Source organism: Actinopolymorpha sp. B9G3 (genome assembly GCF_040120725.1).
Classification (GTDB): Bacteria; Actinomycetota; Actinomycetes; order Propionibacteriales; family Actinopolymorphaceae; genus Thermasporomyces.
This window is the reverse complement of the sequence record NZ_JBEEAB010000003.1, coordinates 328,326-343,248: the sequence shown is the minus strand read 5'-3', so window position 1 is coordinate 343,248 and position 14,923 is coordinate 328,326. Positions and strand designations below refer to the sequence as shown.

Sequence of the window (14,923 nt, the reverse complement as noted above, 5' to 3'; positions counted from 1 at the left end):
GTGCCGCGGCCAGGTCCGTCAGCGACTCTATGGCCGACACTGCCCGTGCGACAGCGAAGACACGACTTCTTGACGCAATGATGTCAGAATTACGCTCATGCGAATCACGGATGCGGCCAAGGCGCTCGGCATGTCCCCCCGGATGCTCCGCTACCGCGAACAGCTGGGCCTCGTCCCTCCCGGTCGTACGCCTGAACGAAACACCCGACGTGACGGCAGCCCGACCGTCCGGCACCGGAAGTACGCCGAGGAGGACCTCGCCACGATCAGGTTCGCCGTCCAGCTCGAGGAGGCCTACGACATCAGCCCGGTCGCGCTCGCGTTCGCGCTGCGGGCGATGGCCGAGCCCGCGACCGGTGCCGCCGTCCGCGAGCTCGGTGAACGTCTCGGCCGGGTCCCCACGCCCGCGGAACGTGCCGTCGACATCGACCGCGAACGCGCGCTGCGCTGGCTCGGCAGAAGCGGCGTACTCCCCCCGCCGCGGCGGATCAGGGGTCGATAGCGGTGGGATCGGACCGCCTCCACCCGCTCCGCACCACCGTCCCGTCGTAGGACCGGCCGAGGAGGGTCAACAGCACGACGAGTGCGGCGCCACAGCTGATCGCCGCGTCGGCGACGTTGAAGATCGGGAAGAACCCGGCGTCGGGCCGCAGCAGCGAGACGAAGTCGACCACGTGTCCACGCAGCGGTCCGGGCGCACGGAAGAGCCGGTCGACGAGGTTGCCCGACGCGCCGGCGAGGGCCAGCCCGAGCGCGACCGCCCAGAGCGCCGACCGCACCTTCGGTGCGATCCACCCGAGGGCCACGACGACAGCGACGGCGAAGAGCGCGAACACGACCGTAAGGCCCGACGCCATGGAGAACGCCGCACCGGGGTTACGGATCACCTGGAGGTAGGCGAGCCCACCCAGGACGCGAACCGGTTCCCGGCCCTCGAGGTGCAAGACGGCAAGGACCTTCGTCACGATGTCGAGGCCGAGAACGCCGCCGGCTACCAGAGAGAAGACGCCGAGCCGCCGCCGCGCCGTCAGATTCGCCGGCTCTCCTTCGACCGGTGCCGGCGTCGCGTCACCGGCCATCGGCCGTCGACGCGGCTCGGTCGAGGTCGGGTTCGAGATAGATCACCGTGCTGATCGGGACCTCGGCCCGGATGCGTTCCTCCACGGCATCGATGGCGGCCGCGACCTGATGGGCCGAGTCGCTCGCGGCAACCGCGATCTTCGCCGCCACCAGCAGCTGCTCGGGGCCGAGGTGCAGGGTCTTCATGTGGATGATGCGGTCGACGAGCGGTTCGGCCGCGATGGCGCGTTCGATCGCCTGCTCCTGCTCGCTCGTCGCGGACTCCCCGATCAGCAGGCTCTTCATCTCGGCGGCGAGGACGACGGCGACGCACACCAGCAGCAGACCGATCGCGACCGAGCCGATTCCGTCCCACACGCCGTTGTGGGTGATCAGGGTGAGGCTCACGCCGATCAGCGCGAGGACAAGGCCGAGAAGTGCCGCGAGGTCCTCGAGCAGGATGACCGGAAGCTCCGGGCTCCGCGCCCTCCGGACGAACGCGACCCAGGACGCACCGTTGCGGACCTTGTTGGCCTCCACGATGGCCGTACGGAACGAGAAGGACTCCAGGACGATGGCCACCACGAGGACGGTGACGGGTACCCACTGCCATCTCTCGAACGCGTGCGGCTCCTGGATCTTGTGCCAGCCTTCGTACAACGCGAACAGCCCACCCACACTGAAGAGCACGATCGCGACGATGAACGCATAGATGTAGCGTTCGCGGCCGTAGCCGAACGGGTGCAGCGGCGTCGCGTCCCGCTCGGAGCGCTTCTTGCCGACGAGCAGCAGCACCTGGTTGGACGCGTCGGCGACGGAGTGGATCGACTCCGCCAGCATCGAGGACGACCGCGTGAGCAGGAACGCCAGGAACTTCGTCACCGCGATCCCGAGGTTGGCCAGCAAGGCCGCGACGATGGCCTTGGTGCCCCCTTCTGCGCTCATATGCCCTTCCCTCTCGGTCGCGCCGTCAGGCGGATGTGCAGCGGATGTGCAAGCGGACATGCCGGGCCGTCAGCGCCCTCCCGCATCCGTCGGACGTCGGACGGCGCCCCTATCCTGCCGTGGTGGACCTCCTCGACCTGCACCCGGCCCGACTTTCACTCGAGGACCAGATCCGGCTCCTCCGTGAGACGCTCGGATCCAATCCGGTCCTGGTCGACGTGCTTCACCGGGCAGCCGAACTCGCCCTGCCAGGGTGGTATCTCACCGCTGGATGCCTCGTCCAGACCGTCTGGAACGCCATGACCGGACGCGCACCGACGGCGGGCATCAAGGACTACGACCTGTTCTACTTCGACGACAGCGACCTGTCGTGGGCTGCCGAGGACGCGGTGATTCGGAGCGGCGCTGACGCCTTCGCAGGTATCGACGCCCAGGTGGAGATCCGCAACGAGGCGCGGGTGCACCTGTGGTACGCGCAGCGGTTCGGGATTCCCTGTCCCACGTACGCCTCGACCGAGGAGGCGATCGACTCGTTCCCGGTGAGCACCTGCTGTGTGGGCGTACGTCTCGACCCGGACACCGAAAGGTGGCGGACATATGCGCCGCATGGCTTGTCCGATGTTTTCGGGCTGGTGCTCCGTCCGAACATGAGCGGGGTCGCGCCGCGGGAGGTCTACCTGTCGAAGACTGCTCGGTGGCTGCGCGAATGGCCCGAGCTGCGCGTGATCCCGTGGCCGGATTCGCGGTAGCCAGGAAACCCGTCGCCCCTGACACTTCGAATGCCTTTCAGTCACCCGACGTGCAATTCACGTTGCTTTCCGCAATAGCTGTGCAGACCCTCGGATTATCACCCGCTCTCTCCATCCCCACGGCGATCTCGCTCATTATTCACCGACCACCACGGTGTGCAATCAGACCACCACGGCGGTTGGACCAATGCCCGGCCGAACTCGTGACAAAAGTCCCGCCCTTCACCCGTTATCCGCCATTTTGAATGGATCGCGACCGCCAGCCTCGCAGTTCGACACGGCCACCAGCTCGCCACAATTCGGGTCATTGGGTCGACCTGCGCCGACCTCACGAATGCCTGAACTGATACCCCAGACGCAATTCTCCGAAAGGTCCGACAAAAGCGTCTGGCCGCACCTAGTCTGAACAATCGATGGCGAGATGATCACGCCAACGACAAGCCAGCGACTCTCCTACCAACACCATGTCTCCATTACGCGTCCCGTAGTGGATCGAGCGATTCTCGAGCACACATCCGGGGGGATCTGTCGTGCCCAGTCCACGCAATGACGTCCATCATTCCGTACCGTCATCAAACGATTACGCATTCTTTGGTGAAGGCGCCGAAACACAGCGCGACCCGGTATTCGTCGACTCGACAGGTCGCCGCGCCCGCGTCGTACGCCTCGTCAAGTTTGGCGTCACCGGGTTGTGCGCGGCCTACACCACTGTGCTGGGCCTCAGCCTCGTCGGCGCCGCCGCCATCGCTCCCAGCACGCTCCTTCCCCTGCCCGGCGTGCCGTCGACGTCGTTTCGCATCGAGCCCGCGGACGAACCTGACAAGCCGCAGGCGGCGCCACTGCCCAAGAAGGCTGTCACCGCAGACGAAGCCGTGCCGGCCGCACCGGAACCCGTCGGCTCGTGGGACACGTACCCGGGAGCCGAGCCGGTAGCGACGACGACCGGGGGACCAGCTTTACCGACGAAGAGCGGCCCCGCACCGAAGCCGGCGCCAGCACCTGCGCCCAATCCCGGCCCAGGAAGGGATCCGGCGGAGCCGAACCTCCCACCGCAGGAGTCGGGCGGCGGTGCAGAGGAGCCCGAGCCCGCGGAAACTCCGACGCCGGAGCCGACGGTCACGCCGACGCCCGAACCAACCACGGAGCCCACTCCCACCGTCACGGAGCCACCGGACACCGACCCCGGCGAGAGCGGCAGCGAGCCCTCCGGCGGTACGGGCGAGGAGGACGGCGCAGGCGGCGAGACGACGGAACTGCCGATCCTCGGCGGCACTCTGGACGCCCTCACGACGTTCTCCGTTCCGTGGTTCGCCGTCGGGGCCCCCATTGATGGACGGGCAGGGTGAGCGGCCATCGCTTCGGGCTGGGTCGGTCGGAACGCATGGCACGACACCAGGACCCCGCACGACACCAGGACCCCCCTCAGGCACCTCGCATTCCGCCGACCCCGCGATGGCGGGTGCCGCGGCTGCGCCTCACCCCCGTCGTCGTCCTGGTCGCGTTCCTGTGCGTTCTGCTGCTCGAGGGCTACGTCCACGGTGAGTTCGCCGCGGACCACCGCGTCCACCCGCCGGTCGCCTACGACCGGGTCCCCGCCAAGGTGCTCGAGGGCGGGCCCATCCTCGACACGACCCACGCGCGGCCCCACCACCACCAGATCCCGGCGAAGACCGTCGTCCTCACCTTCGACGACGGCCCGGACCCCGTCTGGACGCCGAAGGTCCTTGCGGTGCTGGAGAAACACGGGGTGCACGCGACGTTCTTCGTCGTCGGGCAGATGGCGGCCCGGAATCCAGGGGTAGTCCGCGATCTCGTGGACTCGGGCCAGGAGATCGGGGTCCACACGTTCTCCCACCCCGACCTCGTCTACCAGTCGAAGGAACGCATCGACCGCGAGCTCGCGCAGACGCAGGTCGCACTCGCCGGGGCCGCGGGCATCAGGACATCCCTCTTCCGCCCGCCGTACTCCTCCTTCGCAGATGCACTCGACAACCTGTCCTGGCCGGTTGTGGAGTACCTCGGGACCAAGGGCTACATCACCGCGTTCAACGACACCGACAGCCTCGACTGGCAGCGGCCCGGCGTCGAGGCGATCGTCGAACGCGCGACACCGAAGTCCGACGACCACGGAGCCGTCGTACTCCTCCACGACTCCGGCGGCGACCGGTCTCAGACGGTCGCGGCGCTCGACGTCCTCATTCCCCAGCTGAAGGACCAGGGCTACCGGTTCACCACGGTGGCCGAGGCTCTGGGCGCTGAGAGCGTCCACCATGGCGTCACCGGCCTCGAACGCTGGCGCGGTCTCGCCCTCGTCGGGGCGGTCACCATCTCCGACGCGCTGGTGCCGGCACTGGTCGTGCTGCTCGTGCTCGTAGGCATCGCGATGTTCACCCGGTTCGCGACGATGCTCGTGCTTGCCCGTCGACACGCGCGGCAACGCAACAGTCCGGGCTTCACCTGGGGACCCGCGGTCACCGAACCGGTCAGCATCATCGTTCCCGCCTACAACGAACGCGAATGCATCGCCAACACCGTGCTCTCCCTGGCGCCCCGCGAGCATCCGCTCGAGATCATCGTGGTCGACGACGGCTCGACCGACGGTACGGCGGACATCGTGGAGGCGCTCGGCCTGCCCTCGGTCACCGTCGTACGCCAGGAGAACGCCGGCAAGGCGGCGGCGCTCAACACCGGGATCTCGTGGGCCTCGCACCAGATCATCGTGATGATGGACGGCGACACGGTCTTCGAGCCCACCACCGTGGGCGAGCTGATCAAGCCGTTCGCGGACGCACGGATCGGCGCGGTCGCCGGCAACGCGAAGGTCGGCAACCGCGACACGATGATCGGCCGTTGGCAGCACATCGAGTACGTCATGGGGTTCAACCTCGACCGCAGGATGTACGACGTCCTGCGCTGCATGCCGTGCATCCCCGGTGCGGTCGGCGCGTTTCGCCGGTCCGCCCTGCGCGACGCGGGGCTGATGAGCGACGACACGCTCGCCGAGGACACCGACGTCACGATGGCGCTGCACCGCGCAGGCTGGGACGTCGTCTACGCCGAGCACGCACGGGCCTGGACCGAGGCACCTGGCACGCTGAGCCAGTTGTGGCGGCAGCGCTACCGCTGGAGTTACGGCACGATGCAGGCGATGTGGAAGCACCGCCGGGCCGTGTTCGATCGCGGGCACTCCGGTCGGTTCGGCCGGGTGGGCCTGCCGCTGGTGGCGGTGTTCCAGGTGCTGATGCCGTTGTTCGCGCCACTGATCGACATCTTCACCCTCTACGGCCTGCTCTTCCAGGATCCGTTGCGTACCGCGCTCATCTGGTGCGGCGTGCTCGGTGTGCAGGCGGCGTGTGCGGTGTATGCGTTCCGGCTCGACGGCGAGAAGCTGCGGCCTCTTTGGGCACTGCCGTTGCAGCAGCTGTGCTATCGCCAGGTGATGTACCTCGTGCTGTTGCAGTCGTGCCTCACGGCGGTGACAGGGGGACGCCTCTACTGGCACAAGCTCCGGCGTACCGGTGAGGTCGGCGTGCCCGCCGGCCCTTCGTCCCGGCACAAGGTGTCCGCCTGATGACCGCCACGATGCCAATGTCGGCGACCTCTCCGGTGCCGCCGGCGGCGGCGCATGGCCGGCAACGGGATCCGTACCTCGACCTGTTGCGCGCCGTCGCGCTGGTCCGGGTCGTGACCTACCACGCCTTCGGGTGGGCCTGGCTCAGCCTGCTCTTCCCGTCGATGGGCGTGATGTTCGCCCTGGCCGGTTCGCTGATGGCGCGGTCGCTCGACCGCCCAGCGGTCAGCGTCGTACGCGGTCGGATGCGGCGGCTGCTGCTGCCGTTCTGGCTGTTCGGTGCGCTGGTCGTGGGCGCGATGCTGCTGCACGGTTGGGGCCCCGGACGAGAGGAGGACGGTCTCGCGTGGTGGTCGCGGCTGCTGTTCTGGATCGTGCCCCTCGCCGACCCGCCCGCCAATGCGTGGGCGTTCCAGGTGACCGGACCGCTGTGGTACGTGCGTACGTACGTCTGGTTCGTCCTGCTCTCCCCCGTGCTGCTGCCGACGTTCCGGCGGCTGCCCTGGGCGTCGGTGCTGGGATTTCTCGGCCTGGCGGTCGTCGCGCAGGCCGGGTCGTCGTTCGTGCCGGAGAGCTTGGAGACCGTGGCGACCAACCTCACCGACCTCGCGACGTTCGGTGCCTGCTGGCTGCTCGGCTTCGCCCACCGTGACGGCCTGGTCGACCGGCTGCCGGCCGCGTGGGTGTCGACACTCGCGGTGGTGGGCATGGCGATCGGCGGCTGGTTCGCGTTCACCCATCCCACCGAGGAGGGGTACGACCTGGGTGAGATCCCGCTCGGCCAGGCGTTCTGGTCGCTCGGATTCGTCTGGCTGTTGTTGAGATTCCGGCCCGACCCGCGCCGCTGGTTCGGGCACCTCGTCAGCTGGCGACCCGTGGCCGCGGCGGTGAACCTGTTCAACGCCCGCGCCGTGACGGTCTACCTCTGGCACGAGGTCGCGCTGGTCGCCAGTGTTCTCGTCATCGACACGATGTGGGACGTTCCGCTGTTCGAAGAGGTGTTGCCCCTCGACTCGGCATGGTTCTCCTTCGCGGTGGCGTGGCCCCTGATCGCGGTGGCGATCGTCGCCGTCGGGTGGGTCGAGGACCTCGCCGCCCGGCGCCGGCGCCGGCTCTGGCCGACGCGGGATCTCACCCTCACCCCATCTCCCCGTCTCGGGTGACGGACGGCTGTGCGGTGAAGGTCGACGCGCGCGCCGAGCCCCACCGCACGCCAGCCCCCGTCAGGCCGCCCGGGTGAATCCGGGCAGGGTTGCGGGCGAGACGGTCACGACAACCCCACGGTCCGCGTTGGCCCGGAGGGCTTTGGCGACCACGGGACCTGGCTCGCCGTACACCTCGACTCTGACCGGGCGGCTGAGTTCGCCCGCTCGAGCGAGCATTGGCTCGACCAGCTGAAGGTGCCGGTCGGCCGATGCGGCGTCCTTGTGTATCTGGACCAGGGAGACCTCGCTCCGCTCGGGATCGAGGTAGGTGTGATGCGCGAGCATGGTCGGTTCGTTGGCGCGTACGAACTCGGTGTACTCCGCGGTCAGTGCCCGGAATTCGTCCTGGCGCCGCGGGTCGACCTCGTGGGTGGTGACGAAGATGAACGGTGTCGTCATCGTGGATCCTTCCTGTTCTCGGTGATTGAGGGATTCGTGGCGACCTCTATCCCCGCGCGGGACAGTCCTTCGCGGAGGTCGTCGAGACGTGCCAGCTCGTCTGCGGCGTACACCCCGGGCGGGGCGGTCGCCAGGCGTTCGAGGCACAGCGCGGCGACGGTCGCCGTGGCGTCGACCTCGCGCCGACCGGTCGCCCACGCGCGTGTGCTGGTCGCATCGGAGACCACGACCGTCCACCGGTCCCGCTGCGCAAGCAGGGTCGCTGCCGGGCCGCTGAGCCGGTCGAGGTACGCGGCAGCGCCCGGCGCGATGCCGGCGACCGCGAGGAGGGCGGTGGCCCAGGCGGGGTCGAAACCCAGCCAGGTCGACACCGGTCGGTCCAGGCTCGTGGCGAGCTGGTCCTGCTCCCCGAACCCGGCACGAAGCAGCGTGCGGCGGCCGAGTCCTGGTACGTCGAACCGGCGGGCGGTTCGATAGACCCGCTGCTTGGTCCCGCCGGACGTGACCTGACGACCGCTGACGCTCCAGACCCAGGCGCGCGCCGCGTCCCCGTGTGGTTCGCCGATGCCAGCGACGATGCCGATGTGGAGAGGGCCCTCGCCCGACGCGGCGACTGCCAGCAGGTTCGTCAGCCCAGGTGCCAGGCCGATGCCGGCGGCGATGGGGCGCGCGGGTGCCAGCCGCGACAACTCGCCGAGATAGTCGCGCTCGGCGCTGATGTCCATGAACGCCGCACCGCCCTCCGTGCTCGCGAGAGCCAACTGCGAGTCCTCGACTCCGGTCGCGTTGACCACGACATCGTGGGCCGCCGCCATCCTGCGCACACCGGCCAGGTCCGTCATGCTCAGTCGGAGGTGATCGTGCGCGGGGACGCCGGACAACCGGGTGCCATCGCGGCCGACGGCCGTGACCGCGTGCCCGAGGGTGGCTGCCTCGACCGCGAGACGTCGACCCACAGCACCGTACGCACCGAGCACCGCCGCTTTCATCGGTCCACCCCACGTGCGGCCCGCTTCGCGGGTGGGCGGAAGAGGGCGTCGATGGTTCGCCACACCACCTGGTCGGCGCCGGCCTGGGCGAGGCGTCCGGATCGCACCTCCTCGGCCGCGCCGTGGAGCACGGCGTAGTAGCAGGTGACCAGCCAGTCCGCCGGCAGGTCCTTGCGGAAGGCACCAGTGCGCCGGCCCCGGCGCACCAGGCCACGCACACGTTCCATCGACTCGGCGTGGTGCCGCTTGACGGTGTCGAGCCCCAGTTCCTCCTCTGCGGCCTGCAGGACCAGCCGAGACTCGTCGACGATCCGCCACGAGGCGAGGACCAGCCGCTCGAGCGCGTCAAACGGCTCGCCGTCGAGGGCGAGACCCGAAAGGCTCGCCTCAGCCCGGGTCATCGCCCGGGCGAACGCCGCCTCGATGACCTCGCCACGCGAGGAGAAGTGGCCGTACAGCGTGACGCGGCCGACGCCGGCCCCCGCGGCTATCGCCGCCATGCTGGCTCGGGGGTTGACACTGAGGCAGCGCATCGCGGCGTCCAGGATCGCCTCCCGGTTCCGCTCGGCGTCGGCGCGCCGCGGTCGCTGGATCTCCGACATCCCAGTTCCTTATCTCGAACAGCTCCTGTACGAGATACACGGTAGCAACTCAAACAGCAAGCGTCCAACTTAGGAGTCGTTCCGTGTCCCGTGCCACCCGTCCGTCCGTGGGACGCGGGAAACGGCTGGGTGACGGATGTGGAGGTCGGGTCGATCGTGGCGGCCTCGGCCGCTCGTGCACTGGGGGCGACAGAGCTCAGCGGAGTCCGGAGGTGGCGCGGAACACCGTGCCCTCCCCCGCCAGGGAGACGACGCCCTCCCGTGCACCGGCGTACGCGGAATGACCGCGGGTCAACCCCACCTTGCCCAGCTCACTACGCGCGACGACGTTCCCCTCGACGCACAGCAGGATCTGCGGTCCCGCCGGGGCGAGAGTGATCTCCGTCCCGCCCGCCACCTCGAGCCTCGCCAGCCGGAACTGCGGTGCGGGTGTGTCGAAGTCGCCGTCCGCGTCGACCGTGAGGATCCGCGTCGAGCCCGGTGTGAAGTCGAGGACGCGGAGCAACTCGGGCAGGTCGACGTGCTTGGTCGTCAGACCGCCCCGGAGCACATTGTCGGAATTGGCGAGGAGCTCGACACCGACGCCTTCGAGGTAGGCGTGCAGGTTGCCGGGTGGCAGGTAGGCAGCCTCCCCCGGTGCAAGGTGGACGTGGTCGAGCAGGATGGCGGCCACCACGCCCGGATCACCCGGATACCGCTCGGCCAGCCGCACCACCAACCGGGCGGTCTCGAGCTCGTCCTGCCTGACCCGGCAGGCGTCGAGGACCGCTGCCACCACCGAGCGCTGTTGGTCGGCCGGCGCGGTCATCAGCAGCGTGAACACCGCCCGCAGACCCTCACCGTCGGGTTGCTCCCGCAGCACGGCCAGCAGCGGGTCCAGCGCCGCGACACCGAGCGCGTCCGCGACCGCGAGCGTCTCGGCCGGCGGCCGGAATCCCATCAGCGCCTCGATCGGAGTCAGTGCACAGATCATCTCCGGTTTGGCCGAGGGATCCTTGTAGTTGCGGTGCGGCGCGTCCAGGGGAATGCCGTCGGCGTTCTCGCGTTCGTAGCCCTCCTTCGCCTGCACCGGATCGGGATGGGCCTGCAACGACAGCGGGTCTCCGGCGGCCAGCACCTTCATCAGGAACGGCAGGCTGGGCCCGAACTCCGCCAGGCACGCCGCCCCCAGCTCCCCGGCAGGGTCGGCGGCGATCAGGTCCACGAGAGACGTCGACGTGCCACTGATGCGCGACGGCGCGGCGGGATGAGCACCCATCCACAGCTCCGCCTGCGGCTTACCGGACGGCTCCACGCCGAGAAGTTCCGGGATGGCGGTGTGCGAACCCCAGGCGTACGGCTGGATCGGGTTGTCGAGAAGCTGCATGGTGTCCTTAGTTCAGGTCACGGTGCCGGCATGTAGCGACCAAGGCCGACCGCGAGGTAGACCGCGGCATAGGTCCCGAGCGCCTGAAGGGCGGCGTAGCGGGCGACCTCCGGGCCCTCGGTCCAGCTGAGCGTACGGGTGTGAATGCCATGCGACTCCGCGGTGGCGAGGAGCCGGCCCCGGGCTTCACGGATGGTCGGTTGCTCCGCCCCGTCGTCGAGAACGAAGAGCGCGGAGCGAAGCGTCGGAGCCTCGGCGTCGGCGAACGGATCGGCGAACACGTCGCGCGGTGCCGAACCCTCCAGGACCGGCATGAGGTGGTCGGCATCGGCGGCCAGCGTGGGCCGGTTGGACGCACGACGCAGGGTCTCCGCCACCCGGCGCCCCGCTCGGGCGGCCAGCACTGAGCCGCCCCAGACGAGCGGGAGCGCGTCGGCGAGGACCAGCGCGAGGTCCTTCGCCGGGTTGGCCGCGAGGTCGGCGTACGGCGAGCACCGTGACGCGACGTCGTCGAGCGCCAGCGCGACGGACTCGGCCGCGACCTCCGGGCCGAGCTCGAGCACGTGCAGAAGCTGCAGGACGACGACAGCCAGCGCCAGCGGGTCACCGGTCTGCGCGGGGATCAGGGTGGTGTCGCGTCCCTGCCCCGCCTCGGCCAGCGGCGACTCCTGAGGGGCCGCGAGCAGGACGGAACTTCCCCGACGTACGGCGTCATGAACCGCCGACGCGGTCTCCGGGTCACCGCCGGTGGGGGCAAGGACGACCACGAGGTCCAGGGCGCCCACCCACCCGGGCAGGCCCGGTCCGGGCCATGCGACGAACGGCACCGGACACCAGGGCTCGAGGACGGCACGGAGCAGTCGAGCGTCAGCACCGGCCGCGACGACTGCCCGCGGCCTCCCCTGTCCCACGAGGTCGCAGGCGACCTCCTTGGCGGCGTCGGCCTCGCGGCGTACGCGGGCGCCGGCCTCGGCGAGGTGACGCAGCACCTCGTCGGCGTGCGCGAGCGCCTCCGCGTCGTCGAGGCGGGAGTCGTCGAAGGTGTCCGTACTCACAGCGTTTCAGTCCTTGCTCTGGCCGTTGCCGGATCCGTCCGTGTCACTCCCGGCGTCGGCGCTGGTGTCGGTGTTGGCGGCTGCGGTCTCGGCGGTGCCGGCACCGGCGTCCGCACCACCGGCGTCCGCGCCGCCAGCCTCCGCCGCGGCGTCAGAGGTCCCACCAGGTTTGCGCGCCTCGTCGACCAGGAGGACCGGGATGTCGTCACGGACGGGATAGGCCAACGCACAGTCGGCGTTGGTGCACACGAGCTCACCCGCCGGATCGTCGACCTCCAGCGGTGACTTGCACGCGGGGCACGCGAGGATCTCCAACAGTGCGGCGTCGAGGTTCACCGTCGTTCGTCCCTTCGGGAATGCGGATGCGGCCGGCGTCCGTGGGGTGGAGCGCCTAGGACGTGCCGGACGAGATGAGGCCGAGAACCTCGTCGCGGACACGTTCCATGGTGGGTTTGTCGACAGCCTCGGCATTGAGCCGGAGCACGGGCTCGGTGTTGGACGGGCGCAGGTTGAACCACCAGTCGGCGTCGCCGACCGTGAGACCGTCGAGCTCGTCGATGGTGGCGCCTTCGCGTCCGGCGTACGCCTTCCTGACCCGGGCCAGGGTGCCGGCCTGGTCCTTCACGCGGCTGTTGATCTCACCGGAGGCGGCATACCGGTCGTACGCCGCCATCAGGTGCGACAGGGGTGCGTCCTGCGCGCTCAGAGCCGCGAGCACGTGCAGCCCGGCGAGCATGCCGGAGTCGGCCCGCCAGAAGTCGCGGAAGTAGAAGTGCGCCGAGTGCTCCCCGCCGAAGATCGCCCCGGTCTTGGCCATGGTGGCCTTGATGAACGAATGGCCCACGCGGTCCCGAACCGGCACGCCGCCACGTTCGCGGACGATCTCCGGCACCGCGCGCGAGGTGATGAGGTTGTGGATGATCGTGGCGCCAGGCTCACGAACGAGCTCCCGGGTGGCGATCAGCGCGGTGATCGCCGACGGCGGCACCGACTCGGCGCGCTCGTCGATGACCCAGCAACGGTCGGCATCCCCGTCGAATGCCAGCCCCACGTCGGCGCCGACCTCCCGGACCTTGGCCTGCAGGTCGCGGAGGTTCGCGGGCTCGATCGGGTTGGCTTCATGGTTCGGGAACGTGCCGTCGAGCTCGAAATAGAGAGGAACGAGCTCCAGGTCGAGGTCGGCGAACACCGCCGGAACCGTCAGCCCGGCCATGCCGTTGCCCGCGTCGACGACGACGGTGAGCCGGCGACCGCCGGTGACGTCGACCAGGCTCAGCAGGTGCGCCGCGTACGCCGCCAGTACGTCCTGCCGGGTGACGGTGCCCTGGTGCGGCGCGGCGCCTTGCGGTCCGCCCTGCTCGGCGAGCGCCCTGATCTCGGCCAGGCCGGTGTCCTGACCGACCGGGGCGGCGCCGGACCGGCAAAGCTTGATCCCGCCGTACTCCGGTGGATTGTGGCTCGCGGTGAACATCGCCCCAGGAGCCTGGAGGTGTCCGCTCGCGAAGTACAGCTCGTCGGTGGAGGCGAGACCGATGTCGACGACGTCGGTCCCGCGGCTCGTCACGCCCTCGGCGAAAGCCGTCGCCAGCTCAGGCGAGGACGCCCGCATGTCGTAACCGACGACGACCGTCGCGGGATGGTCGAGCACCTCGACGAACGCCGCACCCACCGCGCGGGCGACGCCCGCGTCAAGCTGGTCGGGAACTACGCCGCGGACGTCGTACGCCTTGAAGATCGTTGCGAGATCGGGCACAGCGCCACCCTATCGGCGGGGCACCGCCAGAACCGGTCAGCGGTCAGGATTGCGCAACACGCGAAGATGACCGCGCCGGCCGACTTCGGTGGCCGGCTCTGAGCCGCCCTCGCGGGGGCGTGCCGCCTCGCGAACGGCGTTGGCGAGCGCTTCGAGATCATCGGCGGACGGGCGCAGCGACTCGGGGTCCGGGGCGAGCCGGATGACCTCCCAGCCGCGGGGCACCGTGAGCCGCTCGGAGTGCTGGGAGCACAGGTCGTAGCAGTGCGGCTCGGCATAGGTCGCCAGGGGGCCGAGCACCGCGGTGGAGTCGGCGTAGACGTAGGTCAGCGTCGTCACCGCAGGGCGCGCACACGCCGACCGAGAACACTTCCGCAGTGAGCCCACGAAGTCGGATGGTAGCGGGCCGCACCCCCGCAGGTCCCCCCGAACACGCATGATCGTGCGGGACGACCCGGATCAGCCAGGTCACCGGCTCGGCGCAGGGGCCGTTTCGCCCGGATTCAGCCATCCCGCCGTCACCTGATCGCGATGGGTGGCACTTCGCAACGATGCGCGGTGAACTTGCCGCGTGTCGTTGGGAATGATCACGCATACGTGATCATTCCCCGCGGGGACGGCCTTCCTGCGACGGAACACGGCACGCCCAGGAACGGCGACTGCCCGGTTCCAGGCTCTAAGCTCGGAGGGTGTTCGGACCGCAGCACGAAGCCGGGTCGCCCGAGGGTTCGCCCGGCTACCCCTTGCCACCCGCCGAGACGCGGGTCTCACGTCCCGGTCACGGTGCCGGCCTACCTGACCACCCCACGCGTCGCCGCGACCGACACGGCCGCGGGATGCGCGGTCCGCTCGCCATCCGAGGGCCCCTGGCGCCTGCCGGAGTCCCGGTGACGCGGAGTCGCGCCGAACGCTTTGACGAGCTGGTCCTCGATGCCGTCGAGGCGCTCGAACGCCGGTTCGCCGACGAGCTCGACGGCGTGGAGTTCGCCGTCGAGGAGGTCCCCGACCCGCGCCGGACCGCGGGGGACGATGTGCCACTCGGGTCCGCGCACACTTCCACCACCGGGGAACCGCACCGAGTCGTGGTCTACCGCCGGCCGATCGAGCTCCGCGCGGCCGGTACGTCCGATCTGTCCTCGCTTGTCCACGATGTCGTGGTGGAGCAGGTTGCCGAACTTCTCGGCCTGAGCCCGGACGAGGTCGACCCGGCCTACGGCGAGGACTGAGGCG

Annotated in this window: 16 protein-coding genes; 6 read left to right on the top strand and 10 right to left on the bottom strand. The window is 69.7% G+C overall.

The features are described 5' to 3' along the window. Positions 1–97 precede the first annotated feature (97 nt). Positions 98–502 carry a MerR family transcriptional regulator gene (locus tag ABNF93_RS07775; protein WP_349327044.1) on the top strand — a complete coding sequence of 135 codons (405 nt, stop codon included), beginning with the start codon at positions 98–100 and terminating at the stop codon, positions 500–502. On the opposite strand, the gene lspA is transcribed toward ABNF93_RS07775, so the two are convergent. Beyond that, positions 489–1,079, bottom strand: coding sequence for a signal peptidase II (gene lspA / locus ABNF93_RS07770; protein WP_349327042.1), 591 nt, complete (start codon positions 1,077–1,079; stop codon positions 489–491). The genes ABNF93_RS07775 and lspA overlap by 14 nt on opposite strands. Then, positions 1,069–2,004 carry a cation diffusion facilitator family transporter gene (locus ABNF93_RS07765; protein ID WP_349327041.1) on the bottom strand — a complete coding sequence of 312 codons (936 nt, stop codon included), beginning with the start codon at positions 2,002–2,004 and terminating at the stop codon, positions 1,069–1,071. The genes lspA and ABNF93_RS07765 overlap by 11 nt, the downstream gene beginning before the upstream one ends. A gap of 122 nt (positions 2,005–2,126) precedes the next feature. Here ABNF93_RS07765 and ABNF93_RS07760 point away from each other — a divergent pair, with 122 nt between their 5' ends. The 4 genes from ABNF93_RS07760 to ABNF93_RS07745 all read left to right on the top strand — a co-directional run bounded on the left by ABNF93_RS07760 (position 2,127) and on the right by ABNF93_RS07745 (position 7,487). Further along, entirely contained in the window at positions 2,127–2,753 is a 627-nt protein-coding gene (locus tag ABNF93_RS07760; protein WP_349327039.1) for a nucleotidyltransferase family protein, read from the top strand. Between the two features lie 530 nt (positions 2,754–3,283). After that, positions 3,284–4,099, top strand: coding sequence for a hypothetical protein (locus ABNF93_RS07755; protein ID WP_349327037.1), 816 nt, complete (start codon positions 3,284–3,286; stop codon positions 4,097–4,099). 113 nt (positions 4,100–4,212) lie between these two features. Beyond that, positions 4,213–6,324, top strand: coding sequence for a bifunctional polysaccharide deacetylase/glycosyltransferase family 2 protein (locus ABNF93_RS07750; RefSeq protein WP_349327035.1), 2,112 nt, complete (start codon positions 4,213–4,215; stop codon positions 6,322–6,324). Next, positions 6,324–7,487: an acyltransferase family protein gene (locus tag ABNF93_RS07745; RefSeq protein WP_349327033.1), complete on the top strand. Its 1,164-nt coding sequence runs from the start codon at positions 6,324–6,326 to the stop codon at positions 7,485–7,487. Before ABNF93_RS07750 ends, ABNF93_RS07745 begins: the two co-directional genes overlap by 1 nt. Before the next feature lie 60 nt (positions 7,488–7,547). Here the strand turns inward: ABNF93_RS07745 and ABNF93_RS07740 are convergent, their stop codons facing one another. The 8 genes from ABNF93_RS07740 to ABNF93_RS07705 all read right to left on the bottom strand — a co-directional run bounded on the left by ABNF93_RS07740 (position 7,548) and on the right by ABNF93_RS07705 (position 14,032). Then, complete coding sequence (locus tag ABNF93_RS07740; protein WP_349327032.1) at positions 7,548–7,928, bottom strand: antibiotic biosynthesis monooxygenase; 381 nt, start codon at positions 7,926–7,928, stop codon at positions 7,548–7,550. Then, positions 7,925–8,917, bottom strand: coding sequence for a hypothetical protein (locus ABNF93_RS07735; RefSeq protein WP_349327031.1), 993 nt, complete (start codon positions 8,915–8,917; stop codon positions 7,925–7,927). Before ABNF93_RS07735 ends, ABNF93_RS07740 begins: the two co-directional genes overlap by 4 nt. Continuing rightward, positions 8,914–9,519, bottom strand: a complete 606-nt coding sequence (locus tag ABNF93_RS07730) for a TetR/AcrR family transcriptional regulator (RefSeq protein WP_349327030.1) — start codon at positions 9,517–9,519, stop codon at positions 8,914–8,916. The genes ABNF93_RS07735 and ABNF93_RS07730 overlap by 4 nt, the downstream gene beginning before the upstream one ends. Positions 9,520–9,715: 196 nt before the next feature. Further along, positions 9,716–10,885 carry a mannose-6-phosphate isomerase, class I gene (gene manA, locus ABNF93_RS07725; protein WP_349327029.1) on the bottom strand — a complete coding sequence of 390 codons (1,170 nt, stop codon included), beginning with the start codon at positions 10,883–10,885 and terminating at the stop codon, positions 9,716–9,718. A 17-nt stretch (positions 10,886–10,902) separates the two neighbouring features. Beyond that, positions 10,903–11,940 carry an SIS domain-containing protein gene (locus ABNF93_RS07720; protein ID WP_349327027.1) on the bottom strand — a complete coding sequence of 346 codons (1,038 nt, stop codon included), beginning with the start codon at positions 11,938–11,940 and terminating at the stop codon, positions 10,903–10,905. Positions 11,941–11,946: 6 nt separating this feature from the next. Next, positions 11,947–12,276, bottom strand: coding sequence for a Trm112 family protein (locus ABNF93_RS34845; RefSeq protein ID WP_502877552.1), 330 nt, complete (start codon positions 12,274–12,276; stop codon positions 11,947–11,949). Between the two features lie 55 nt (positions 12,277–12,331). After that, the gene (locus ABNF93_RS07710; protein WP_349327026.1) at positions 12,332–13,693 is read right to left on the bottom strand and encodes a phosphomannomutase/phosphoglucomutase; all 1,362 of its coding nucleotides are present in this window, start codon (positions 13,691–13,693) and stop codon (positions 12,332–12,334) included. Between the two features lie 36 nt (positions 13,694–13,729). Continuing rightward, positions 13,730–14,032 (bottom strand): DUF3499 domain-containing protein, encoded by a 303-nt coding sequence (locus ABNF93_RS07705; RefSeq protein ID WP_502877551.1) that lies wholly within the window; start codon positions 14,030–14,032, stop codon positions 13,730–13,732. 350 nt (positions 14,033–14,382) lie between these two features. On the opposite strand from ABNF93_RS07705, the gene ABNF93_RS07700 reads away from it, so the two are divergent. Further along, on the top strand, positions 14,383–14,919 hold the full coding sequence (locus ABNF93_RS07700) for a metallopeptidase family protein (protein WP_349327024.1): 537 nt from the start codon (positions 14,383–14,385) through the stop codon (positions 14,917–14,919). Positions 14,920–14,923: the final 4 nt, after the last annotated feature.

What these genes read in the sequence shown, in the direction of transcription:
- ABNF93_RS07775 (WP_349327044.1), top strand. Translation starts at nt 98, where the DNA reads ATGCGAATCACGGATGCGGCCAAGGCGCTCGGCATGTCCCCCCGGATG.
- lspA (WP_349327042.1), bottom strand. Translation starts at nt 1,079, where the DNA reads ATGGCCGGTGACGCGACGCCGGCACCGGTCGAAGGAGAGCCGGCGAAT.
- ABNF93_RS07765 (WP_349327041.1), bottom strand. Translation starts at nt 2,004, where the DNA reads ATGAGCGCAGAAGGGGGCACCAAGGCCATCGTCGCGGCCTTGCTGGCC.
- ABNF93_RS07745 (WP_349327033.1), top strand. Translation starts at nt 6,324, where the DNA reads ATGACCGCCACGATGCCAATGTCGGCGACCTCTCCGGTGCCGCCGGCG.
- ABNF93_RS07740 (WP_349327032.1), bottom strand. Translation starts at nt 7,928, where the DNA reads ATGACGACACCGTTCATCTTCGTCACCACCCACGAGGTCGACCCGCGG.
- ABNF93_RS07735 (WP_349327031.1), bottom strand. Translation starts at nt 8,917, where the DNA reads ATGAAAGCGGCGGTGCTCGGTGCGTACGGTGCTGTGGGTCGACGTCTC.
- ABNF93_RS07730 (WP_349327030.1), bottom strand. Translation starts at nt 9,519, where the DNA reads ATGTCGGAGATCCAGCGACCGCGGCGCGCCGACGCCGAGCGGAACCGG.
- manA (WP_349327029.1), bottom strand. Translation starts at nt 10,885, where the DNA reads ATGCAGCTTCTCGACAACCCGATCCAGCCGTACGCCTGGGGTTCGCAC.